Raw genomic sequence first — 21,541 nt, 5'->3', positions numbered from 1 at the left:
ATGGGACCCTGTTCAGTTCTCCACGGGATTCCCATGCTCGGCCATCGCTTCGCTCTCTCCACCGTCTTCGCCGTCTTGCCGCTCGCGCTCGCCGCCTGCGGCGACAAGACGCCGCCCGACCCGCGCACCGCCGCACCACTGGTGCGCACGGCCATCGTCCAGGGGACGGATGACGCAGCCTCGCGCAGTTTCACCGGCACCGTCGCCGCGCGGGTGCAAAGCGATCTGGGCTTCCGGGTCTCCGGCAAAGTCCTGGAGCGGTTGGTCGACGCCGGGCAACACGTCAAGCGCGGACAGACATTGATGCGGATCGATCCCGTCGACCTGAAGCTGGCGGCCAACGCGCAGCTCGCGACGGTCGCCGCCGCCCGCGCACGCGCACGGCAAACGGCCGACGAGGAAGCGCGCTACCGCGACCTGCGCGGCACCGGCGCGATTTCGGCCTCCGCCTACGACCAGGTCAAGGCGGCCGCAGACGCCGCCAAGGCCCAGCTCAACGCGGCCGAATCCCAGGCCGAGGTGGCCCGTAACGCCAGCCGCTACGGCGAACTGCTGGCCGACGCCGACGGCGTCGTCATGGAAACGCTGGTCGAGCCCGGCCAGGTGGTCGCCGCCGGCCAAGTCGTCGTGCGCCTCGCCCGCGCCGGCCAGCGCGAGGCCGTCATCCAGTTGCCGGAAACCTTGCGCCCGGCGCTGGGCTCGACCGGCCTTGCCACGCTGTACGGCAAGGAAGGCGCCCCCGTTCCCGCCAGGCTGCGGCAGCTCTCCAACACAGCCGACCGCCAGACCCGCACCTTCGAGGCGCGTTATGTGCTCGACGGCGAGCTGTCCGGCGCGCCGCTGGGCACCACGGTCGCCATCCGGATACCGGATGGCCAGGCGGACGCCCAGGCCGGCTGGTCGGTGCCGATCGGCGCCCTGTTCGACCAGGGCAAGGGACCCGGCGTCTGGGTGGTCCAGGGCCAGCCGGCAAAGGTAGGCTGGCGGCCGGTGACTGTCCAGCGCATTAGCGATGACAGCGCGCGTATCGCGGGGCAGTTCAAGCAAGGCGAGCGGGTGGTCGCGCTGGGCGCGCACATGCTGCGCGAGGGCGAGGCGGTGCGTTTGGCCGGCCAGCCGGCCGCAGCGGCGACAGCCGCCACGGCGGGAGCGCGGCCATGAGCGCAGGTCGTTTCAACCTGTCGGCGCTTGCCGTGCGCGAGCGCTCCGTCACCCTTTTCCTGATCTGCCTGATCACCTTGGCGGGCGTCGTCTCCTTCTTCAAACTCGGGCGGGCGGAAGACCCCGCCTTCACGGTCAAGGTGATGACCGTGATCACCGCCTGGCCCGGCGCCACCGCGAAGGAAATGCAGGACCAGGTCGCCGAGAAGCTCGAAAAGCGGCTGCAGGAGCTGCGCTGGTATGAACGGGCGGAAACTTATACACGGCCCGGCCTGGCCTTCACCACCTTGACCCTGCTCGACAGCACGCCACCGGCCGAGGTGCAGGAACAGTTCTACCAGGCCCGCAAAAAGGTCGGCGACGAGGCCGCCAACCTGCCCTCGGGCGTGATCGGACCGATGGTCAACGACGAATACGCCGACGTCACCTTCGCCCTGTTCGCGCTCAAGGCCAGGGGCGAGCCGCAACGCCTGCTGGTGCGCGACGCCGAGGCGCTTCGCCAGCGCCTGCTGCACGTGCCCGGTGTCAAAAAGGTCAACATCGTCGGCGAGCAGCCAGAACGCATCTTCGTCGAGTTTTCGCACGAGCGGCTGGCGACACTGGGCATCGGCCCGCAGGAAGTATTCGCCGCGCTCAACGCCCAGAACGTGCTCACGCCGGCCGGCTCGGTGGACACCAAGGGGCCGTCGGTGTTCCTGCGCCTCGACGGCGCCTTCGACGAATTGCAGAAGATCCGCGACACGCCTGTGGTGGCCCAGGGCCGAACCCTGAAACTGTCGGACATCGCCACCGTCAAGCGCGGCTACGAGGACCCGGCCACCTTCATGATCCGCAACGGCGGCGAACCTGCCCAGCTGCTGGGCATCATCATGCGCGACGGCTGGAACGGCCTCGACCTGGGCAAGGCGCTCGACAAGGAAGTCGGCGCCATCAACGCCAACATGCCGCTGGGCATGGCGCTGACCAAGGTCACCGACCAGGCCGTCAATATCAGCTCGGCCGTCGATGAATTCATGGTCAAGTTCTTCGTCGCGCTGCTGGTGGTGATGGTGGTGTGCTTCGTCAGCATGGGCTGGCGCGTGGGCATCGTGGTCGCCGCAGCCGTGCCGCTGACCCTGGCGGTAGTGTTCATCGTCATGGCCGCGACCGGCAAGAACTTCGACCGCATCACCCTCGGCTCGCTGATCCTGGGCCTGGGCTTGCTGGTGGACGATGCCATCATCGCCATCGAAATGATGGTGGTCAAGATGGAGGAAGGCTACAGCCGCATCGCCGCCTCGGCCTATGCCTGGAGCCACACGGCCGCGCCTATGCTCTCGGGCACCCTGGTGACGGCGGTCGGCTTCATGCCCAACGGCTTCGCCCGCTCCAGCGCCGGCGAATACACCAGCAATATGTTCTGGATCGTCGGCATCGCCCTGATCGCCTCGTGGGTGGTGGCCGTGGTGTTCACGCCCTATCTCGGCGTCAAGCTGCTGCCCGAGCTCAAACAAGTCGAAGGCGGCCACGAGGCGCTGTACGACACGCCCCGCTACAACCGCTTCCGCCGGGTGCTGGCGCGCGTCATCGCCCGCAAGTGGCTGGTCGCCGGCGCGGTGGTCGGCCTGTTCGCGCTGTCGGTGGCGGGCATGGCCGTGGTCAAGAAGCAGTTCTTCCCGATCTCCGACCGACCCGAGGTGCTGGTCGAGGTGCAACTGCCGTATGGGGCCTCGATCGCGCAGACCAGCGCCAGCGCCGCCAGGGTCGAAGCCTGGCTGGCGAAGCAGCCGGAGGCGAAGATCGTCACCGCCTACATCGGCCAGGGCGCGCCGCGCTTCTACCTGGCGATGGGACCGGAACTGCCCGACCCGTCGTTCGCCAAGATCGTCGTGCGCACCGACAGCCAGGAACAGCGCGAGTCGCTCAAGCACCGCCTGCGCCAGGCCGTTGCCGACGGCATCGCGCCGGAGGCGCGGGTGCGCGTCACCCAGCTCGTATTCGGTCCCTACTCGCCCTTCCCGGTCGCCTACCGCGTCAGCGGGCCTGATCCGGACAAGCTGCGCGCCATCGCCGCCGAGGTGCAGCACGTAATGAACGCCAGCCCGATGATGCGCACCGTAAACAACGACTGGGGCACGCGCGCGCCGACCTTGCATTTCACGTTGCAGCAGGATCGTTTGCAGGCCGTCGGCCTGAGCTCGAGCGCGGTGGCGCAGCAGCTGCAATTCCTGCTCAGCGGCATACCGCTGACCGCCGTGCGCGAAGACATCCGCACCGTGCAGGTGGTGGCCCGCTCGGCCGGCGACCTGCGGCTGGACCCGGCCAGGATCGCCGACTTCACTCTGAGCGGCGCCAACGGCCAGCGCATTCCGCTGTCGCAGGTGGGCACCGTCGAGGTGCGCGCCGAGGAGCCGGTCATGCGCCGGCGCGACCGCGTGCCGACCATCACGGTGCGCGGCGACATCGCCGAGGGCTTGCAGCCGCCGGACGTCTCGGCCGCCATGACCGCGCAACTGCAGCCGATCAAGGACAAGCTGCCGGCCGGCTATCGCCTCGACGAGGCCGGCGCCATCGAGGAATCGGGCAAGGCGATGCAAGCGATGTTGCCGCTGTTCCCGATCATGCTGGCGGCGACCCTGCTGATCCTGATCTTCCAGGTGCGCTCGATGTCGGCGATGGTGATGGTCTTCCTGACCAGTCCGTTAGGCCTGATCGGCGTGGTGCCGACCCTGCTGCTGTTCGCGCAGCCGTTCGGCATCAACGCGCTGGTGGGGTTGATCGCGCTGTCGGGCATCCTGATGCGCAACACGCTGATCCTGATCGGCCAGATCCACCACAACGAACAGGCGGGGTTGGCGCCGTTGCAGGCGGTGGTCGAAGCCACCGTGCAGCGCGCCCGGCCGGTTGTGCTGACCGCGCTGGCGGCGATCCTGGCCTTCATCCCGCTGACCCATTCGGTGTTCTGGGGCACCCTCGCCTACACCTTGATCGGCGGCACCTTCGCCGGAACGATATTGACGCTGGTGTTCCTGCCGGCGATGTATTCGATCTGGTTCAAGATCCGCGCCGATCAACCGCCGCCGCTCACGGACACGGCGCCTGCCCCGGGGGCGCTCCCAGCGTCTCGACCGGCCTGAGCGCCGGCGCCCTCGACAAGCGCAGCGGTATGGCGATGAAGGAAAACAGCGGCTGGTAGGCGACCCTGGCGCATTGGCTGGTGTCGGCCGGATCGCAGATGCGCGCCCGCACCAGCCGGATGCAGCTCTGGCCGTACGGGTTTTCCATGCAGTTGACGCGGTTGTTGGCCGGGCATGACGGCATCTGCGCGTTCGGGATCTCGGTGATGACGGTGCCGCCGGCGTCCGCCAGCGAGAGGTAGTCGATGCGCACGTGCGCGTCCGTCACCGGCGTGCCGAGGGCCAGGGTGCCGGCGGAACCGCGAAAGATGGCGCGCTGGCGCACACCGTTCATGGCGGCGGCATCGGTGAAGTCGGTGTTCGCCGCCGCCGCCGCCGCCCGCTGCGTGACAACCTGCAGCGTATTGAAAATGTACAACAAGCGCGCGACCTCGACGACGCCGCAGACGATCGCCAGGAACACGATGATCACGATAGCGAATTCGGCGGTCACCGCGCCGGCACGGAAGCGTGGGGATTGGCGTCGCGACATGCATTATTCTCCAACGTAGGGATGGGTGACGCTGACGATCAGCTGTAGATTCAAACCCGTGTAGCTGGCAAAAAAGATATCCTCCATCAACATCGTGATAGTGACGCGCACCACCGTGGTCGTGCCGAAGCCCACGCACGGCACGTTGTTGCAGGTCACATCGATCGCGTAGCCGAATTCCCCGGGCGCCAACTCGGCCAACTCCTTCTCCACGAGCGCCTCCGCCATCGCGGCCACCGCGCCAGCCCGCGTCGGATTGCCCAGCTCGCTGGCCGGCGCCTTGGACAAATAGCGCGCGGCATCCTGCGCCGCGTACTGGACGGCCGTGTAATGCCAGAACACCCGCCCCAGATACAAGGGAAACACCAGCAACAGCACCAGCACCGGCATCACCAGCGCCAGTTCGACGGCGGCAATGCCGCGCTGGCGCCGGGCGCCGCGTTGGCCGGCGCGCCTCATGGTTGGAGCTCCACCGCGCCGCCCAATGCCTGGTCGGAAACCAGACCGCCGAACTCGGCGCGCACGCTGGTGGCGGTGGCCGGCACCGTCATCAGAAACTTGCCGACGCCGAGCACCGTGGCCGCCGCCAGCGCGCCGGCCGGCACCGGGCAGGCCAGCAGCGCCACATTCAGCACGCGGCGTCCCGCCACACCCCGGCGCGCCGCCGGCGGCTGCACGGCATTGGGGCTGCCCGTGGTCCGGTAGGGCGTCAACAACGTCCCGGCCGGATAAGACGAGCCGGCCGTCGGCGCGGCCGGTCCGTACAGCGTGCTCCAGGCGCTGGTGGCGAACGCCGCATAGCCGGCTGCCGGTTCGGCCGTCCCCGCCACATAGGAGCTGTAGGGCACGGCCCTGGCGTAGGCCCACAGCGGCCCGTACATCGGCCCGGTGGTGCCGGCTGGCTGCGTGGCGGGATCGGCGACGGTCCACAACTTGCCGCTGGCGGTGCTCGCCTGCGCCACCTGCCCGGCCGGGGCCACACTCATCCATGGCGTACCGCTACCGGCGCCGCCGAAGGTGTACTGCCGGATATTGGTGTCGGGCGGCGCGCTGGCATAGGCGCAGGGCGTGCCGAGGTAATCGAAGCGGGAATTGAAATGATTGAACAGCGACGCCAGCGGGAACGGCCGGCCCACCGTCAGCGCGCCCCCGGTCACGCGCGCCATGGCCAGTTGGCCGGTGCAGACATAGGGCCCGACCCGGCCCGGCGCGACGTTGGCCGCGGCGCCGGCGACACCGGGCGGCGCAAACGGGTCGATGACGAAGTTCTCGGCGGCGGTGCCGTTGGGATTGAGCTGCATCAGGTCGTAGGCGACGCCGCGGCGGAAACCGTATTGCACCAGCTCGACGTTGGCGGGCGGACCCGGGTTGGCGCGCGGGGCTGCCTCGACGTTGGACAGCGCGCACACCGCCAGCGGCACGACGCCGATCGTCGAGCGTCCGGCCACCGCCGTCACCGCCACGTCCATCGACGCCAGCGACGCGGACAGCAAGCGCAGGAAAAACAGCTCGATCCTTCCCATGGCGCCGGCCAGATCGGCGGTGGCGGCGCGCGCGTAGATCAAGCCGTTGGGCGCGGCGCGGGCGGTGTCGGCATCGACCCAGCCACCGTTCGGCGAGGCGCTGAACGACAGCGCCTTCGCGTCCCATGCGATGGCCCGCTGGTTGTATTGATACCTGAGCACCGCCATCGCGGCCAGCGCCTGCGCGGTGGCGGCATCGATGCCGGCCAAAGTGCCGTTCAACTGGCGCGCCGCCGTCAGCGCCGCCACGTTGGCCACCGCCTGCAACTCGGCCCGGCGGTTGTACACCCGCGACAGATCGAGCGCGATGCCGAGGAAGCCGATCAGGCAGGCGAGCATCAGTCCGAAGACGATGGCGATGGCGCCGCGCTGCCGGATCTTGCTGTTGACGCCACGCTTCATACAATTGGCCTCCGTCCGCGACGGGCCTGGCGGACCGTCGAGCGACACATGGTAGAGAGACTATTGTAATGCGGCAATTAACGCCGATTATTGACGACGGACAATAAACCGGCAAGCCCGGCGGCGCTTATTCCCAGGCCCGCGCCGCCGAGCGGTGTATCGTCCACGTGAAGCCGGCGCCGACCGACAGGCCGCTGTTGCGCAGGAACAGCGGGCTGTCGCGGTTGCGCGCGTGGCTGTAATTGTCGTAGCGGGTGAATCCGAACACGCGCCAGTCCGGCGACAGCCGGCGCGACAGGCTCAGGCCCAGCCTGGTCATCAGCAAGCCGCCCGATGCCGCGTGGTAGGCCGGGCGGGTCGCCGTCGCGTACTGCGGTTCGACCTCATAGAAATACTGGTGCAGGCGGGCGTTGCCGAACACCGCGCCGACATTGGCGTCGGCCTGCCACTTGCCGGTGCCGTCGCCGGCCTCCAACACCAGGCGCGGTTCAAACACCAGACCCTGGCGTCGAAAACCGCTTTTCAGCTCGATCGGCACCCGCAGCGGCAACTCCAGTCGCACGCGGCTCGTCGCCGTCGGCTCGGCCAGCAACACCTTCACGCGCGGGCCGAATTCCAGCAGCGAACGCAGATCCGGCATGCCGGCGCGCGCGGCGACGTCGTCGGAGCGCGCCGGCAGCGACAGCGCGAAGCCGAGGTCAAGCTCGACCCGCTCGGTGTTGATCAGGCGGGCGCCCACGCCGGAGCGGTCGGCGCGCAGCACCTTGCCGCGATAGATCACCATTGGCAGCGCCAGCGCGCGCGTGGACCGGTCTTCGGAGCCGGGATAGGCCGGGGTGGAGGCGGCGCCGCCGAACAGGCCGACCTCCCACAGCGGTAAATCGGGGTCCGGCGTCGGCGCCAGCTGCTGGGCGGCTGCCGACGCCATGAGCGCCGCCATGGCCAGCGGCGCCAACGCTGAATTCGTCCGGACGCGCAGCGTCATGGTTGTACTCCGAGCGGGTTGCGATACATGGGATTCCTTCGACGTTATGCGTGATGTAAAACGAACACGATACCACGCCCATCCCTCCCCCGGCAGGGCCGATCCTCCGGTAAGATATCGGCACCGACCATCGGCACCGGCCATCGGCACCGACCGCACAAGGTTAAATGTTAATGAGCGTCTTATTGCAAGAGCACGTGTATTGCCTGGATTGGCCTATCGACAGCGCGACCACGCTCCCTGTGGCCTGCATCCGCTTCCAGCCGACGACAATCGACGCCGACAGCTTCCGTTCAGCCGGTATCGATTGCCCCGCCCACATCGGCGCCGCCGCGCCCAAGCGGCAACGGGAATTCTTCTACGGCCGCCTGTGCGCAAGATCGGCGATGGGGCCGCTGCGCCGCGACCTCCCCCAGATCGGCACCGGCCGCATGCGCGAACCGCTGTGGCCGGCCGACCTGATCGGCAGCATCACCCACGCGGCCGACATGGCGGCGGCGCTGGTGCTGCCCCTGTCCATGGGCTATCACGGCGTGGGCATCGACATCGAGAATATCCTCGACGGCCAAGGCGCGCGCGAGGTGCGCGCCATCGTGGCCAACGACGGCGAATTACGCTACCTGGCCGGATTTGAAGACACGCTGGGTCCAGACGTCCCGCTGACCCTGGTTTTTTCCGCCAAGGAAAGCTTCTTCAAAGCGGTCCACGGCGAGGTGCGGCGCTACTTCAACTTCGACGCGATCGAGCTTGAGCACATCGATGTGGCCGCGCAGAGCATGCGCTTCCGCGTGTGCGAAGACCTCACGCCCCGCTTGCGGCGCGGCGGCCGCTGCGAGGTCCGCTTCCGGATACTGGACGCCACGCACATCGCCACGCTGTGCCTCTGGCGGCGCGAGGCAGACGGCGCGGAAGGCGCAGATGGCGCAGATGGCGCTTAGGCCGGGCGTTGGCGGCGTGGGGTCGGCCCCGAACCTAACGCGCCAGCGGTTTCAGCCAGGATACTTTACAATCGCAACCCATATTGCGGCCCCATCCATAGTGCGCCGCACTGAAAAGCATCCAACACTCTCGCAAGGAAACCCATGGCCGCCACTGACCACCCCCACTACACCGCAGAAGAAAAACGCAAGCGGGTATTCGCCATCATCAGCGCGTCGTCCGGCAATCTGGTCGAATGGTTCGACTTCTATGTCTACTCGTTCGCATCGATCTACTTCGCCAGCCAGTTCTTCCCGAGCGGAAACTCCACCGCCGAATTCCTGAAGGCGGCCGCCGTTTTCGCGGTCGGCTTCCTGATGCGCCCGATCGGCGGCTGGATGTTCGGCCGCATCGCCGACCGGGTCGGCCGCAAAAAGTCGATGGTCATCTCGGTGCTGATGATGTGCGGCGGCTCGCTGGCCATCGCCGTGCTGCCGACCTACGCCACCATCGGCGTCGCCGCGCCGATCCTGCTGCTGATCATCCGCATGTTCCAGGGCCTGTCCGTCGGCGGCGAATACGGCACCACCGCCACCTACATGAGCGAAGTGGCGTTGCGCGGCCAGCGCGGCTTCTTCTCCTCGTTCCAGTATGTGACCCTGATCGGCGGCCAGTTGCTGGCGGTGTTGACCGTGGTGGTGCTGGAGCAGTTCCTAAGCGATGCCGAGCTCAAGTCGTGGGGCTGGCGCATTCCATTCGTGATCGGCGCGATTGCCGCCGTGGTGTCGCTGATGCTGCGCCGGACGCTGCACGAAACCATCAAGCCGGAAGACAGCAAGAACAAGGATGCCGGCACCCTGGCGGGCATCTTCAAGAACCACCGTGCGGCCTTCATCACCGTGCTCGGCTACACCGCCGGCGGCTCGCTGATCTTCTACACCTTCACCACCTACATGCAAAAGTATCTGGTCAACACCTCCGGCATGCCCGCCAAGACCGCCAGCGTGGTCATGACCGGCGCGCTGTTCCTGTATATGTGCATGCAGCCGCTGTTCGGCATGCTGGCCGACCGCATCGGCCGCCGGCACTCGATGATGCTGTTCGGCGCGCTGGGAGCGTTGGCGACCTACCCGATCCTGGCTATCCTGCGCGGCAACACCAGCCCGTACATCGCCTTCGCGCTGATCACGGTGGCGCTGGCGATCATCAGCCTGTACACCTCGATCGGCGGGCTGGTGAAGGCCGAAATGTTCCCGCCGGAAGTGCGCGCCCTGGGCGTGGGGTTCTCGTACGCCATCGCCAACGCCATCTTCGGCGGCTCGGCGGAATTCGTCGGCCTCACGTTCAAGAACCTGGGCCACGAGAACTGGTTCTTCATCTATGTCACGGTGATGATGGCGATCGCCTTCCTGTTCAGCATGCGGCTGCCTAAGACGCCGTCGTATCTGCATACCGATCATTGAATCCGCCTCGGGAAGACGGGTTAACGCCAGCGGCTAACGCCATGACGACTGGTCGCGCGGTAGCGCGTGACCAGGGTCGTATGGCCGCACAAAGTCAGTTGCTTCGAGAGTATCGTTGTAGAGCACCAGGTTCGAACCATCGCTGACCACCGAATCGAACAAGATGCCTTTCGCCCCTGCCGCCAAGACCACGTCGCCGATCAGCCATGATGGCGGCTCGATCTTGTCGTTAAAAAGCATACTGCGCCAGTCGCAATTGAAGTACTGCCAGATGGAATCCCATGCGCTGGTGTAGCCGCCACGAAAGTCGACAACAGAGTCAACCTTGACGTCATAGCTCACCATCAACGCCGGCGGCATGAGCGCGTCAACCCGCCTGTATTCGGCCAGAGCCGTTTCCAACTCAAGTGAGAGATAAAGGGCATTCACGCCCTTGCGGTTCACGCGACCGCCATACCGGGCGGCGCCAGCGCCCGAGACTGGCGCGAACGACCACTTGGGGTCATGTATGCGAAACGCCTTCGAAGCCAGCGAAGTCAAGATCATCCAGCGAACCCCGCCCGCAAAGACTGCAGATACCGGATCAAGTCTTCAGAGCGCCCTTCCGAGACCAGCTGCTGTCCAGTCTTGTAATCAAAGGTTGGAATAGGATGATTTTTGTACCAGTAAATCGCCTTCTCAATACTGTGAGATGTGTCAGCGGCAGCCCTTACGATGCGTATGGATTCACGTAAATAGCGCTGCACATTCTCGGACTCGGGCGCGCGAGTGACAGTATTGCGATGAACATTGGCTGCTGCGGCCAGACTTTGCATATCAAAGTTAAAGACCAGAGCAAAACTCTTGGGCGAGATCGACGGCCGCTTGCTATCGCCATTCAGGAAATCCAAAAACAGATCGAAATCCCGCTCAAAAACCGGGACCGTGTCGACAGGAAGGCTAAACATCGCTGCTCCTTGATGCAACAATTATGCATCATTATTGCACTAGAAAACTAGCAATACAAGTTTAGGACCGCTGGAATCTTTTGCGGACAAGCTTCCGGTAGCATGTCACAAAACGTGCCAGTCGCACGTCTAGCAGGGAAGACCACTCCGTTCGCAGACACCATGACCGACTCCGCCGCCTTCACCGCCCTCAGGCCCCGCCTGTTCGCCATCGCCTACCGCATGCTCGGCGTGCGCGCCGACGCCGAGGATGTGGTCCAGGACGCCTGGCTGCGCTGGCACGGCAGCGACCAGCTGGCGGTGCAATCCGCCGAGGCCTGGCTGGTCACCCTCAGCACCCGCCTCGCCATCGACCGCCTGCGCGCCCGCCAGGCCGAGCGCGAAACCTACGTCGGCTGGTGGCTGCCCGAGCCCATCGTCGAGCTGGACGAGCGCACGCCCGAAAGCAGCGCGGAAATGGCCAGCGAGGTATCCATGGCCTTTTTATGGGTGCTCGAACGCTTGTCAGCCGAAGAGCGCGCGGCGTTCCTGATGCGCCAGGTCTTCGATCACGACTACGCCGACATCGCCGACATGCTCGGCAAAAGCGAAGCCGCCTGCCGGCAGATGGTGCACCGCGCCCAAGAGCGGGTGCGCCAGCAAACACCCCGCTTCGACGTGCCCAAAGACACGCATCGCGCCCTGCTGGGACGCTTCATGGCCGCCGCCCAGGCCGGGGACCGCGCCGCCATGAAGACCATGATGGCCGACGACGTGCAGTTGGTGTCCGACGGCGGCGGCAAGATCAAATCGTTCCTGCGCATCCTGCGCGGCGCCGGCCGGGTGGCGGGCGTGTTCTGGTCGCTGGAGCACCAGTATCCGCTCGATGTCGTTTACCGTCAGGCCAGGGTCAACGGCGAGCCGGGGTTGCTGCGCTATGTCGAAGGCAAGCTGGAGTCGGCGCAATCGTTCGTGATCGAGGACGGGCGCATCGCCGCCGTGCTGGTGGTGCGCAATCCCGACAAACTGACGGGGATTCCGCAAACTATTTTCTAAAAGCAGTCACAGGCGGCACGGGTGGTCCGTCTAACAAGGTATGAGCGGCGCAATGGTGCGCCCCTCCCCTTCGAGAGGCATCAACATGACGCAAACCGCCCGTATTTCCTCCTTCTACTCGGTGGCCCCGGCCAACCTGCAAGCCATGATCGCGCTGTCGGCGTCGGTCAAGAAAAGCTCGTTGGGCATCCGCCTGGTCGAACTTGTCAACCTGCGCGTGTCGCAGATCAACGGCTGCGGCGTGTGCATCGACATGCACTGGCGCGACTTGATCAAGCAAGGCGCCGATCCACGCCACCTGAACGCCATCGCCGGCTGGCGCGAGGCGCCTTCGTCGTTCTTCAGCGACAGCGAACGCGCAGCCCTCAACTGGGCCGAAGCCGTCAACGCGCTGCCGCACCAACAGCCAAGCGACGCCGATTTCGCCCGGCTCAAAGAACATTTCAACGAGACCGCGATCGCCGAGCTGAGCTACGCGATCGCGGTGATCCGTGGTTGGAACCTGATCAACGCCAGTTTGCACAATCAAATCCCGGAGGTGCCGGCGCCGGGATTCTAAAGCCATACACTTCGGTTAAGGGGCGGTACCGTATTCGTCCGCGCCCAGATCGATCACGCCCTCCGCGCGCGCCTGGCCGTTGATGTCCTTGACGCCGTTGACCGGGATCGCGCCCGACGGGAAATAGGTCGCCCACAGCGGCGAGGTCCAGGTGGTCAGCGCCGTGCCGGGGTTGCCCACATTGATGGCTGGCGAGGTTTGCTGAAGGTTCAGATTACCGCTCTGCGGCGCGACATAACGCGGATCGGCCTTGACCTGGGTGCCCGGCAGATTGGTCGAACCGGACGCGCTGCCCCACCAAAGGTTGACACCCCAGACGTTGCCCGTATTGCCGCTGCCCTGCACCTTGTAGTTCTCCGCGATCGTCCCTTTGCCGAAGAAGATGTTGTTGCTGAAGCGGGAATCGATCACCTTGTACTGGAACACCACCTCGGTCCCCCAACCCTTGTTCTTGTAGAAGGAATTGTTGTTCACATAGATGCGGCGCGCCTGGCCAGCGGCCGACTTATAGCCGCCCACCGCCAAGCCGGCCTCGCGGTTGTTGTAAACGAAATTATTCGTCATCAGAATGTCTTCGGTGGCCTTGCCGCCATGTTCGCTGGCAAATTCGAAGCCGATGTCATTGCCGCTCGAGATGTTGCGATCGAAAATGATATTGCGCCCGCCGTCCACATAAAAGCCGCCGGCAGATCCTTCCCCGCTGTACCAGGGGTTGGTCTTGCTCGAATTGTTTTTGGCGATATTGTCGCGCACCATGCCGTTGCGCACCCGGTCCTTCTCGCCGCAACCCTCGCACGTTCCCTCGTAGCCGATGAAGTCGAAGCCGATGTTGTTGTTGTCGTGGACGTTGTTGTTGAGCACCTCGAAGCGGTCGACATTGCCGTTGATAACCAGCGCCTCGCTTGCCTGCAACACGTTGCCGTACACCTCGTTGCCCTGCACCAGCAAGTCGGTCACGCCGGTGGCGTCGGTGCCGAACACCGCCAGGCCATGCGCGCCTACTTCGCAAGGATCCGTGCAGGTGTCCGTATTGATGATGCCGTGGATCTTGTTGTTGACGATCTGCAGGCGTTTGCCGTTGCCCTCCACCAGGATACCGACCGGGGTCGCGTTGGCGCCCGAGGTCAGGCCGTTGATGTCGAAACCCTCCACCCGCACATAGTTGGCGTTCCTGATCGTCACCAGCCCCTCGCGGTCGGACGGGCTCAATCCCTTGCCGCTGATGATGGCCCCCGGATCGCCTTTCAACGTGATAAACGCGCTGGCGGTGCCGGATTTTTCTTCGATCAGCACTTTTTGCTCGTACGTGCCAGCCAGCACGCGGATGGTATCGCCGGCCTTGGCCTGGTTCACTGCGGCCTGGATCGACTGGCCCGGGTTGACGGTCACGCTGGCGGCAAGCGCGGCGCCGACGCAGGTGGACAGCAGAAGTCCGGCAGCCACGCGGCTCACGGTAGTTTTGACACAGTTCATAGGCTTTTTCTCCAGTTGGGTTAAGCGACCAGCCATCTCATCCGGGTCGTGGAAAGAATAGTAGTAAGCAAACAAAGAAAAGACAAGAAACTTTCGAAGTATTTCTTTTTAGGGCAACAGCGGCTTTCGATGGCTTTTTCACCGCAAGATACAACATCTAGCGAAAGTTTTCGAAAGTTACTTGCATTTCCGATTTCGTTTTATTACTATCGGTACCAGACGACAAAAAAACAGGAGAATGGCATGGATGGAGCAATCGGCAAGGGACTTCGGCGCACCTTGATGGCGGTGGCGGTGGAGATGGCTTTATGCGGTATGGCGTATGCGCAGGTTCAACCGGAAGCGCCCGCCGCGCCGGCCAAGGATCAAACCGGCGCGGTGCAGGAAGCGCCGCCGGTCGTCGTCGTGACCGGCGCGCGCGCCGCGCTGGCCAGGTCGCTGGAACTGAAACGCAACGCCGACGTGATCCAGGATTCGATCTCGGCGACGGAACTGGGCCGCTTCCCCGACGATAACGTGGCCGACTCGCTGACCCACATCTCCGGCATCTCGGTTTCCCGCACGCGCGGCGGCGAAGGCCAGTACATCAACGTGCGCGGCCTGGGTTCGGGCTACAACATCGTCACCCTGAACAAGCGCATCCTCGCAACCGACGGCGACGGCCGCGACTTCGCCTTCGACGTGCTGCCGTCGGAGGTGATCAGCGGCGCCGACGTGATGAAATCGGCCGAAGCGGCCCAGATGGAAGGCAGCATCGGCGGCTCGGTCAACCTGCGCTCGGCGCGGCCGATGGACAATCCCGGCTACCACGCGTCGGTGCGCTTCGAGGGCGACCGCAACGACCTGTCGCGCAAGAACGGCGGCAAACTCTCCGGCGTGGTCAGCAACACTTTCAATAACAACACCATGGGCGTGATCGTCGGCGCCGTGCTTTCCAAGCGCAACGTGCGCACCGATTCGCTCGGCTACCAAACCTTCAACGCCGATTCGCCGGGCAGCTTCGACGCCAACGGCGACGGCGCCATCGGCAGCGGCGAAAGCAGCCTGCTGGCGCCATGCTGCACCTCCTTCGGCTCCATTTTCGAGGAAAAGAAGCGCACCGCGCTGTCCGGCGCGTTCGAGTGGAAGGTCACGCCACAATTGCGCATGACCGTCGACGCCCTCGCCACCCGGCTCGATTCGCCACAGGTCGGTTACCAGCAGTCGTACTACGTCGAACACGCGCCGGGCCGCTGGTCGGACGTGGTGATCAAGGACCATCTGATCACCAGCATGACGGTCAAGGACCTGGTGCCGGAAATGAGCAACGTCACCACCGACCGCGTGGTCGACACCAGGCAGCTCGGCTGGCACGGCGACTGGAAGGCCAGCCCCGACCTCAAGCTCTCGGGCGACTTGTACCGTTCGACGTCCGAGCGCAACTCCGGCGGCAAGGACAGCTTCGTCGTCGCCGGCATCGCCGGCCACAACACCGGCTACTACCGCGCCAACAACGGCCGCCTGCCCGACATCCGCGTCACCCTGGAAGATGGCCGCGACCTGGCCACCGAACTGGCGGCCGGCCGTCTCGGCAACAAGGATTACGGCCTCCATTTTGTCGGCCTGACCGGCACCGACATCAAGGACACCGTCGACGGCGCCACCTTCGAGGGCCGCCTGGCGCTGGGCGGCGCGTGGCATATGGACGGCCTGCAGTTCGGCGTGAGCGGCACCCGCCGGCAAAAGGACCGCAACTCGATCGGCAACGAAAAAAGCGGCGGCGCCTGCCAGTACTGCGACATGTATTCGACCACCTTCGCCTCGCTCGGCGCCGACGTGGTCAGCCCGATGACACTGCCGAACTACATGCGCAACGCCGGCGGCAGCTTCCCGGGCAGCTTCGTCAAGTTCGACGTGCCGGCCTATCTGGCCGCGCTCAAAAAGCTCGACGGCCGGCCCAATCCCGGCAGCCAGGTCAATCCGGACGGCCAAACCTTCAACGCCAGCCTGTCGCAGCCGGTGCTGGTGCCGACCGACTCTTATGCGGTGAGCGAAAAGACCGCGACCCTGTTCAGTCAACTGGAACTGTCGGGCGAGAACTGGAACGGCAATGTCGGCGCGCGCCTGGTGCGCACGCGGACCACGTCGCACAGCGCGATCGACCAGATCCTGGCGATCAACGACCCGACGCCGGACATCCCGACCAGCAGCCCGGACATCACCTACAGCCCGGCCGTGCCGGTGTCGCAGGACGGCAGCTACACCAAGCTGCTGCCGTCGGCCAATCTGAGCTGGTGGGCGCGCGACGACTTCGTGGTGCGCGGCGCGCTGGCCAAGGTCATGGCCCGGCCGTCGCTCGACAAGCTGGCGCCGACCCGCACCGACAATACGCTCGACCGCAGCTATGTGCTCAACATCGTCGGCGACCCGAACCTGAAACCGACCACGGCGGTGCAGCAAGACCTGTCGGTCGAATGGTATTACCGGCCGAAATCGGCGATCACGGCGGCCGTCTTCGCCAAGCAGATCAAGAATTTCGTCACCTACCAGACCGACGAAAAAGTCGACATCGGCGTGCCGGGCTACCTGTACACGGTCACGCATCCGGTCAACGGCGATAAGGCGCGCGTGCGCGGCATGGAGATCGGCGTCCAGCACCTGTTCGACAATGGCTTCGGCATCAACGCCAAATTCGCCAAGACCTGGACCAAGGCCTATCAGGGCGGCCAATACGTCGGCCAGCTCGAAGGCGTGGCGCCTACCGCCTCGTCGATCGGCTTCCTGTATGAGAAAAGCGGCGTCAACGCGTCCATCTCGTTCGACTACACCGGCGAGTACACGCAGAGCACCAATGTGATTGCCGGCTTCCCGAACAAGGTCGATTCGCTGACCTGGATCACCGCCTCGGCCTCGTGGGACATCACGCCGGCGATCACGCTGTTCGTCGAAGGCAAGAACCTCGGCGACGCGGTCATGCGCTCAAACCTGGGCCGCGCCGACGCGCAATACGGCTTCGAAACCTGGGGCCGCACCTACGTCGCTGGCATGAGCGTGAAGTTCTAAACATGACCAATTCTATAACGATGACCAGCAAAGCCGGCGCCCGCCCCACCGGCTGGCTCGGCTACGCGCTGACCACCACCTTGTTGTGGGGCGTGTGGGGCGCCTTCGCCGGCCTGCCCGGGCAGAACGGCTTTCCCGAAACGCTGATCTACGTGGTGTGGGCGCTGACGATGGTGCCGCCGGCCCTGCTGGTGCTGGCGCGCAATGGCTGGCGCGTGCGGCGCGACGGCCGCTCAGTTGCCTTCGGCCTGACCATCGGCCTGCTGGGCGCCGGCGGCCAGATGATCCTGTTTTACGCCGTCAAGGCCGGGCCGACCTATCTGATCTTCCCGCTGATCTCGCTGTCGCCGGTGATCACCATTGCGCTGTCCTACCTGTTCCTGCGCGAACGCACGGGCATGCTCGGCGTGGCCGGCATCATCCTGGCGGTGTGCGCGCTGCCGCTGTTCGACTTCACGCCCGGCGGCGCGCCTCGCCAATACGGCCTGTGGTTCGTGCTGGCCATCGGCGTGCTGCTGGCCTGGGGCTTGCAGGCCTACTTCATGAAACTGGCCAACGCCAGCATGGACGCCGAGAGCATCTTCTTCTACATGACCGCCAGCGCGCTGCTGTTCATCCCGGTGGCGCTGGCCATGACGGACTTCTCGCAGCCGATCAACTACGGCCCGGGCGGACCGCTGCTGGCCGCCGTCACGCAAATCCTCAACGCGGTCGGCGCCCTCACGCTGGTGCACGCCTTCCGGCACGGCAAGGCGCTGGTGGTCTCGCCGCTGGTCAATGCCGGCGCGCCGCTGCTGACCACCGTCATCGCCATGACCGTGGCGGCCACGCTGCCGAGCGGCTACAAGCTGGCCGGCATCGCGCTGTCGCTGGCCGCGGCGCTCTGCCTGGCGCTGCAACCGGACGACAACCCAACCGCCTGAATACACAGACTTCAAGGAACCTGACATGCAATATCTTCTCAATCTGGTGCGGCGCCACAAGGCCGGCGAAGCGGCCGGCATCTATTCGGTGTGCTCGGCCCATCCGCTGGTGATCGAAGCGGCCATGGAAGTGGCGGCCGCCGCCGGCGAGCCGGTGCTGATCGAAGCCACCTCCAACCAGGTCAACCAGGATGGCGGCTACACCGGCATGACGCCGGCCAGTTTCCGCGACTTCGTGCACGGCATCGCCGACAAGGTCGGACTGGCGCGCGACAGCGTGCTGCTCGGCGGCGACCACCTCGGACCGAACGCCTGGCAGGACCAGCCGGCCGACGACGCCATGGCGAAGGCCGAGCTGCTGATCGAACAATACGTACTGGCCGGCTTCCGCAAGATCCACCTCGACTGCTCGATGTCGTGCGCCGGCGATCCGGTACCCCTGCCAGACGCCATCGTCGCCCGCCGCGCGGCCCGCCTGTGCGCGGTCGCCGAAACAGCCTGGCAGCAGGCCGGCGGCGAGGCCCCGGTCTACATCGTCGGCACCGAAGTGCCGGTGCCCGGCGGCGCCCACGAAGACCTCGACGAACTGGCGGTCACCACGCCGCAGGCGGCCGCCGCCACCAGCGCCGTGCACCGCGCCGCCTTTGCCGAAGCCGGCTTGCAAACGGCTTGGCCGCGCGTGATCGGCCTGGTGGTGCAGCCCGGCGTCGAATTCGACCACCACAAGGTGATCGACTACCGCCCGGAAAAAGCACGCGAGTTGAGCCGCTTCATCGAGGGCGAATCCACCCTGGTTTACGAAGCCCATTCGACCGACTACCAGATCCGCGACAGCCTGGCGGCGCTGGTGCGCGACCACTTCGCCATCCTCAAGGTCGGCCCCGGCCTGACCTTCGCGCTGCGCGAGACGCTGTGGGCCCTGGCCGACATCGAAGAGGAAATGCTCGACGGCCGTCCCGGTTCCAACTTCAAGAACGTGGTGCTGGAGACCATGCGCGCCGAACCGGGCTACTGGCTCAAATACTACGGCGATCCGGTGCGCGTGCGCTTCGACCAGCAGTACAGCCTGAGCGACCGAATTCGCTACTACTGGCCGCACCCGGCGATCCAGCAAGCACAAACCGCATTGATCGATTACCTGGAACGCAACGCGCCGCCACTGACCTTGCTGAGCCAGTACCTGCCGGCCCAGTACGAGGCGGTGCGCGAAGGCCGCCTGCGCAACCGTCCGGCCGACTTGCTCAAGGAAGGCGTGGCCAAAGTGCTGCGCCAATATATGGACGCCTGCACGGCAGGCGCCGCAACAAAGGAGTTGGAAACATGTTAGTAGTGGATACCAAAACAAGCATCATCGGCATCGACGAGGATACGCTGGACGCGGCCGGCGCGGGCCTGACGGCGCGCGAAGTCGCCCAACAAAGCGCCGTCTGGCCGGCCATCGCCGAACTGCTGAAAAGCCGGCGCGCCGACGTCGACGCCTTCCTCGCCCCGCTGCTGGCGCGGCCGGACCTGCGCATCGTGCTGACCGGCGCCGGCACCTCGGCCTTCATCGGCGAATGCCTGGTCCCCGCGCTGCTGCGCCAAGGACTGCGCGCCGAAGCCGTGCCGACCACCGACCTGGTATCGGGCCCGCAGTCGTTCCTGCAACCGGCCGTGCCGACCTTGCTGGTCTCGTTCGGCCGCTCCGGCAGCAGCCCTGAAAGCGTGGCGGCGGTGGCGCTGGCCGACCAGCTGGTGGCCGACGTGCACCACCTGGTCATCACCTGCAACGCCGACGGCGAGCTGTATAGCATGGCCGAGGGCCGCGCCAGCGCACTGGCGATCCTGCTGCCGGAGGCGACGCACGACCGCGGCTTCGCCATGACCACCAGCTTCACCTCGATGCTGCTGTCGGCCGCGCTGGCCTTCGGCGCGGTCGCTGACGAAGCCGTGCAAGCGCCATCGGCCGCCGCGCGACAATTGCTGCATAGCGCCCTGCCGCTGCTGAACCAACTGGTGGCGCAGCGCTTCAACCGCGTCGTCTACCTCGGCAGCAACGAGCTGCGCGGCTTGGCGCGCGAAGCCGCGCTGAAACTGCTGGAACTGACCGACGGCCAGGTGGTGGCGCTGTTCGATTCGCCGCTGGGCTTCCGCCACGGACCGAAGACCATCGTCAACGACCGCACCTTGGTGGTGGTCATGCTGTCGAACGACGCGCACGCGCGCCGCTACGATCTCGACCTCTTGCGCGAACTGCGCAACGACGGCCGCGCCGGCCGCGTGCTGGCCCTGAGCGGCATCGCCGAACCGACGCTGGGTGACGATTGCGTGCTGCTGGACGGCGTGGACAAGGCCAACGAACTGGCGCTGGCGCTGCCGTATATCGTATTCTGCCAAAGCTACGCGCTGCTGCAATCGCTCGACCTCGGCCTGCGCCCGGACACGCCCAGCGTCTCCGGCACCGTCAACCGGGTGGTGCGCGGCGTGACGATTTATCCATGCGAAGGAAAAGACGATGTTTCTGGGCGTTGACGGCGGCGGCACCAAGACCGCGTTCGCACTGGTGGACGCGGACGGCAACGTGCGCGCGCGCCACGAGGAAGGCAGCGCCTACTATCTCGAGGTCGGAATGGAAGGCGCCGCCGCGATGCTGGAGCGCGGCTGCCGCGCGCTGTTCGCCAACGCAGGCGTGCGGGCCGAAGACATCGCGCAGGCCTTCTTCGGCCTGCCCGCCTATGGCGAGGACCGCGCCGTCGTGCCCGCGCTCGACGCGCTGCCGCGCGCCATCCTCGGCCACGACCGCTACCGCTGCAACAACGACATGGTATGCAGCTGGGCCGGCTCGCTGGCTTGCGCGGACGGCATCAGCATCATCGCCGGCACCGGCTCGATGGCTTACGGCGAATACGCCGGCAAGCAGGCACGCGCGGGCGGCTGGGGTGAATTGTTCAGCGACGAGGGCTCGGCCCACTGGATCGCTCGCGCCGGACTGGCTTTGTTTTCGCGCATGAGCGACGGCCGCGCGCCGCGCGGCGAGCTGTATGCGCTGGTGCGCGAGCGCCTGTCGCTGGAGGAGAATTTGGACTTGTGCGGCGTGGTCTATGGCGATTTGAAGCGCGAACGCAGCGGGATCGCGCGATTATCGCGGCTGGTGAGCGAAGCCGCCGCGCTGGGCGACCGCCAGGCCATGGCGATCATCGACGCCGCCGCAGGGGAGCTCGCCGACCTGGTCGATGCGGTGCGCGCCGCGCTGAACGTGGCCGACGATGTCGACGTCGCGGTGTCGTTCACCGGCGGACTGGTTGGACCGGACGGGCCGTTGCGGACACCGCTCACCAGGGTGCTGGCTGGCCGCGCGCGACCGTATCTGGTATCGCCGCCGCTGTTCGCACCGGTCATCGGCGCGGCCTTGTACGCCGCCCGCAACGCCGGCACGCCGCTCGACGCCATCGCGCTGCATCGCTTGTCCGACAACAGCTGAAC

The 21,541-nt window shown here is 65.9% G+C and carries 18 protein-coding genes; 11 read left to right on the top strand and 7 right to left on the bottom strand.

Annotation, left to right across the window (positions count from 1 at the left end; all coding sequences use genetic code 11):
- Nucleotides 1-33 precede the first annotated feature (33 nt).
- Together NHH73_15060 and NHH73_15055 are read left to right on the top strand one after the other, a co-directional pair.
- Entirely contained in the window at nt 34-1,161 is a 1,128-nt protein-coding gene (locus NHH73_15060; GenBank protein ID USX29531.1) for an efflux RND transporter periplasmic adaptor subunit, read from the top strand.
- Nucleotides 1,158-4,277: an efflux RND transporter permease subunit gene (locus tag NHH73_15055; protein ID USX29530.1), complete on the top strand. Its 3,120-nt coding sequence runs from the start codon at nt 1,158-1,160 to the stop codon at nt 4,275-4,277. The genes NHH73_15060 and NHH73_15055 overlap by 4 nt, the downstream gene beginning before the upstream one ends.
- Here NHH73_15055 and NHH73_15050 read toward each other — a convergent pair.
- The 4 genes from NHH73_15050 to NHH73_15035 form a co-directional block, all read right to left on the bottom strand.
- Nucleotides 4,225-4,809 (bottom strand): pilus assembly protein, encoded by a 585-nt coding sequence (locus NHH73_15050; protein USX29529.1) that lies wholly within the window; start codon nt 4,807-4,809, stop codon nt 4,225-4,227. The two genes, NHH73_15055 and NHH73_15050, sit on opposite strands and share 53 nt — an antisense overlap.
- Before the next feature lie 3 nt (nt 4,810-4,812).
- The gene (locus tag NHH73_15045) at nt 4,813-5,268 is read right to left on the bottom strand and encodes a pilus assembly protein (GenBank protein USX29528.1); all 456 of its coding nucleotides are present in this window, start codon (nt 5,266-5,268) and stop codon (nt 4,813-4,815) included.
- Nucleotides 5,265-6,734, bottom strand: coding sequence for a pilus assembly protein TadG-related protein (locus tag NHH73_15040; GenBank protein ID USX29527.1), 1,470 nt, complete (start codon nt 6,732-6,734; stop codon nt 5,265-5,267). The genes NHH73_15045 and NHH73_15040 overlap by 4 nt, the downstream gene beginning before the upstream one ends.
- Before the next feature lie 127 nt (nt 6,735-6,861).
- Nucleotides 6,862-7,719, bottom strand: a complete 858-nt coding sequence (locus NHH73_15035) for a MipA/OmpV family protein (protein ID USX29526.1) — start codon at nt 7,717-7,719, stop codon at nt 6,862-6,864.
- A gap of 173 nt (nt 7,720-7,892) precedes the next feature.
- Here NHH73_15035 and NHH73_15030 point away from each other — a divergent pair, with 173 nt between their 5' ends.
- Nucleotides 7,893-8,657, top strand: coding sequence for a 4'-phosphopantetheinyl transferase superfamily protein (locus NHH73_15030; protein USX29525.1), 765 nt, complete (start codon nt 7,893-7,895; stop codon nt 8,655-8,657).
- Nucleotides 8,658-8,801: 144 nt separating this feature from the next.
- The gene (locus NHH73_15025) at nt 8,802-10,100 is read left to right on the top strand and encodes an MFS family transporter (protein USX29524.1); all 1,299 of its coding nucleotides are present in this window, start codon (nt 8,802-8,804) and stop codon (nt 10,098-10,100) included.
- Nucleotides 10,101-10,133: 33 nt separating this feature from the next.
- Here the strand turns inward: NHH73_15025 and NHH73_15020 are convergent, their stop codons facing one another.
- Nucleotides 10,134-10,646, bottom strand: coding sequence for an RES family NAD+ phosphorylase (locus tag NHH73_15020; GenBank protein ID USX29523.1), 513 nt, complete (start codon nt 10,644-10,646; stop codon nt 10,134-10,136).
- Nucleotides 10,643-11,047, bottom strand: a complete 405-nt coding sequence (locus tag NHH73_15015; protein USX29522.1) for a DUF2384 domain-containing protein — start codon at nt 11,045-11,047, stop codon at nt 10,643-10,645. The genes NHH73_15020 and NHH73_15015 overlap by 4 nt, the downstream gene beginning before the upstream one ends.
- 162 nt (nt 11,048-11,209) lie before the next feature.
- On the opposite strand from NHH73_15015, the gene NHH73_15010 reads away from it, so the two are divergent.
- Both NHH73_15010 and NHH73_15005 read left to right on the top strand, forming a co-directional pair.
- Complete coding sequence (locus tag NHH73_15010; protein USX29521.1) at nt 11,210-12,082, top strand: RNA polymerase sigma-70 factor; 873 nt, start codon at nt 11,210-11,212, stop codon at nt 12,080-12,082.
- An 85-nt stretch (nt 12,083-12,167) separates the two neighbouring features.
- The gene (locus NHH73_15005; GenBank protein ID USX29520.1) at nt 12,168-12,641 is read left to right on the top strand and encodes a carboxymuconolactone decarboxylase family protein; all 474 of its coding nucleotides are present in this window, start codon (nt 12,168-12,170) and stop codon (nt 12,639-12,641) included.
- 15 nt (nt 12,642-12,656) lie between these two features.
- On the opposite strand, the gene NHH73_15000 is transcribed toward NHH73_15005, so the two are convergent.
- Nucleotides 12,657-14,114 carry a hypothetical protein gene (locus NHH73_15000; GenBank protein ID USX29519.1) on the bottom strand — a complete coding sequence of 486 codons (1,458 nt, stop codon included), beginning with the start codon at nt 14,112-14,114 and terminating at the stop codon, nt 12,657-12,659.
- Between the two features lie 243 nt (nt 14,115-14,357).
- On the opposite strand from NHH73_15000, the gene NHH73_14995 reads away from it, so the two are divergent.
- From NHH73_14995 to NHH73_14975, 5 genes are read left to right on the top strand one after another with little or no spacing between them, the layout of a single operon-like run.
- Nucleotides 14,358-17,156 carry a TonB-dependent receptor gene (locus tag NHH73_14995; GenBank protein ID USX29518.1) on the top strand — a complete coding sequence of 933 codons (2,799 nt, stop codon included), beginning with the start codon at nt 14,358-14,360 and terminating at the stop codon, nt 17,154-17,156.
- Between the two features lie 2 nt (nt 17,157-17,158).
- Nucleotides 17,159-18,079 (top strand): EamA family transporter, encoded by a 921-nt coding sequence (locus tag NHH73_14990; GenBank protein USX29517.1) that lies wholly within the window; start codon nt 17,159-17,161, stop codon nt 18,077-18,079.
- Nucleotides 18,080-18,104: 25 nt separating this feature from the next.
- A complete protein-coding gene (locus NHH73_14985) occupies nt 18,105-19,406 on the top strand; it encodes a D-tagatose-bisphosphate aldolase, class II, non-catalytic subunit (protein USX29516.1) in 1,302 nt (433 codons plus the stop codon).
- A gap of 2 nt (nt 19,407-19,408) precedes the next feature.
- A complete protein-coding gene (locus NHH73_14980) occupies nt 19,409-20,590 on the top strand; it encodes an SIS domain-containing protein (GenBank protein ID USX29515.1) in 1,182 nt (393 codons plus the stop codon).
- A complete protein-coding gene (locus tag NHH73_14975; GenBank protein ID USX29514.1) occupies nt 20,574-21,539 on the top strand; it encodes an N-acetylglucosamine kinase in 966 nt (321 codons plus the stop codon). Before NHH73_14980 ends, NHH73_14975 begins: the two co-directional genes overlap by 17 nt.
- Nucleotides 21,540-21,541 lie beyond the last annotated feature (2 nt).

It is taken from the genome of Oxalobacteraceae bacterium OTU3CINTB1, from assembly GCA_024123955.1.
Lineage (GTDB): Bacteria > Pseudomonadota > Gammaproteobacteria > Burkholderiales > Burkholderiaceae_D > Rugamonas.
The sequence above is the reverse complement of the archived record's forward strand: the minus strand, read 5'-3'. Positions and strand labels throughout refer to the sequence as shown.

Coding starts and splice junctions, on each gene's coding strand:
- NHH73_15040 (USX29527.1), bottom strand. CDS start 6,734: ATGAAGCGTGGCGTCAACAGCAAGATCCGGCAGCGCGGCGCCATCGCC.
- NHH73_15050 (USX29529.1), bottom strand. CDS start 4,809: ATGTCGCGACGCCAATCCCCACGCTTCCGTGCCGGCGCGGTGACCGCC.
- NHH73_15020 (USX29523.1), bottom strand. CDS start 10,646: ATGATCTTGACTTCGCTGGCTTCGAAGGCGTTTCGCATACATGACCCC.
- NHH73_14985 (USX29516.1), top strand. CDS start 18,105: ATGCAATATCTTCTCAATCTGGTGCGGCGCCACAAGGCCGGCGAAGCG.
- NHH73_15045 (USX29528.1), bottom strand. CDS start 5,268: ATGAGGCGCGCCGGCCAACGCGGCGCCCGGCGCCAGCGCGGCATTGCC.
- NHH73_15005 (USX29520.1), top strand. CDS start 12,168: ATGACGCAAACCGCCCGTATTTCCTCCTTCTACTCGGTGGCCCCGGCC.
- NHH73_15010 (USX29521.1), top strand. CDS start 11,210: ATGACCGACTCCGCCGCCTTCACCGCCCTCAGGCCCCGCCTGTTCGCC.
- NHH73_15060 (USX29531.1), top strand. CDS start 34: ATGCTCGGCCATCGCTTCGCTCTCTCCACCGTCTTCGCCGTCTTGCCG.
- NHH73_15015 (USX29522.1), bottom strand. CDS start 11,047: ATGTTTAGCCTTCCTGTCGACACGGTCCCGGTTTTTGAGCGGGATTTC.
- NHH73_15035 (USX29526.1), bottom strand. CDS start 7,719: ATGACGCTGCGCGTCCGGACGAATTCAGCGTTGGCGCCGCTGGCCATG.
- NHH73_14995 (USX29518.1), top strand. CDS start 14,358: ATGGATGGAGCAATCGGCAAGGGACTTCGGCGCACCTTGATGGCGGTG.
- NHH73_15025 (USX29524.1), top strand. CDS start 8,802: ATGGCCGCCACTGACCACCCCCACTACACCGCAGAAGAAAAACGCAAG.
- NHH73_14975 (USX29514.1), top strand. CDS start 20,574: ATGTTTCTGGGCGTTGACGGCGGCGGCACCAAGACCGCGTTCGCACTG.
- NHH73_14990 (USX29517.1), top strand. CDS start 17,159: ATGACCAATTCTATAACGATGACCAGCAAAGCCGGCGCCCGCCCCACC.
- NHH73_15000 (USX29519.1), bottom strand. CDS start 14,114: ATGAACTGTGTCAAAACTACCGTGAGCCGCGTGGCTGCCGGACTTCTG.
- NHH73_15030 (USX29525.1), top strand. CDS start 7,893: ATGAGCGTCTTATTGCAAGAGCACGTGTATTGCCTGGATTGGCCTATC.
- NHH73_15055 (USX29530.1), top strand. CDS start 1,158: ATGAGCGCAGGTCGTTTCAACCTGTCGGCGCTTGCCGTGCGCGAGCGC.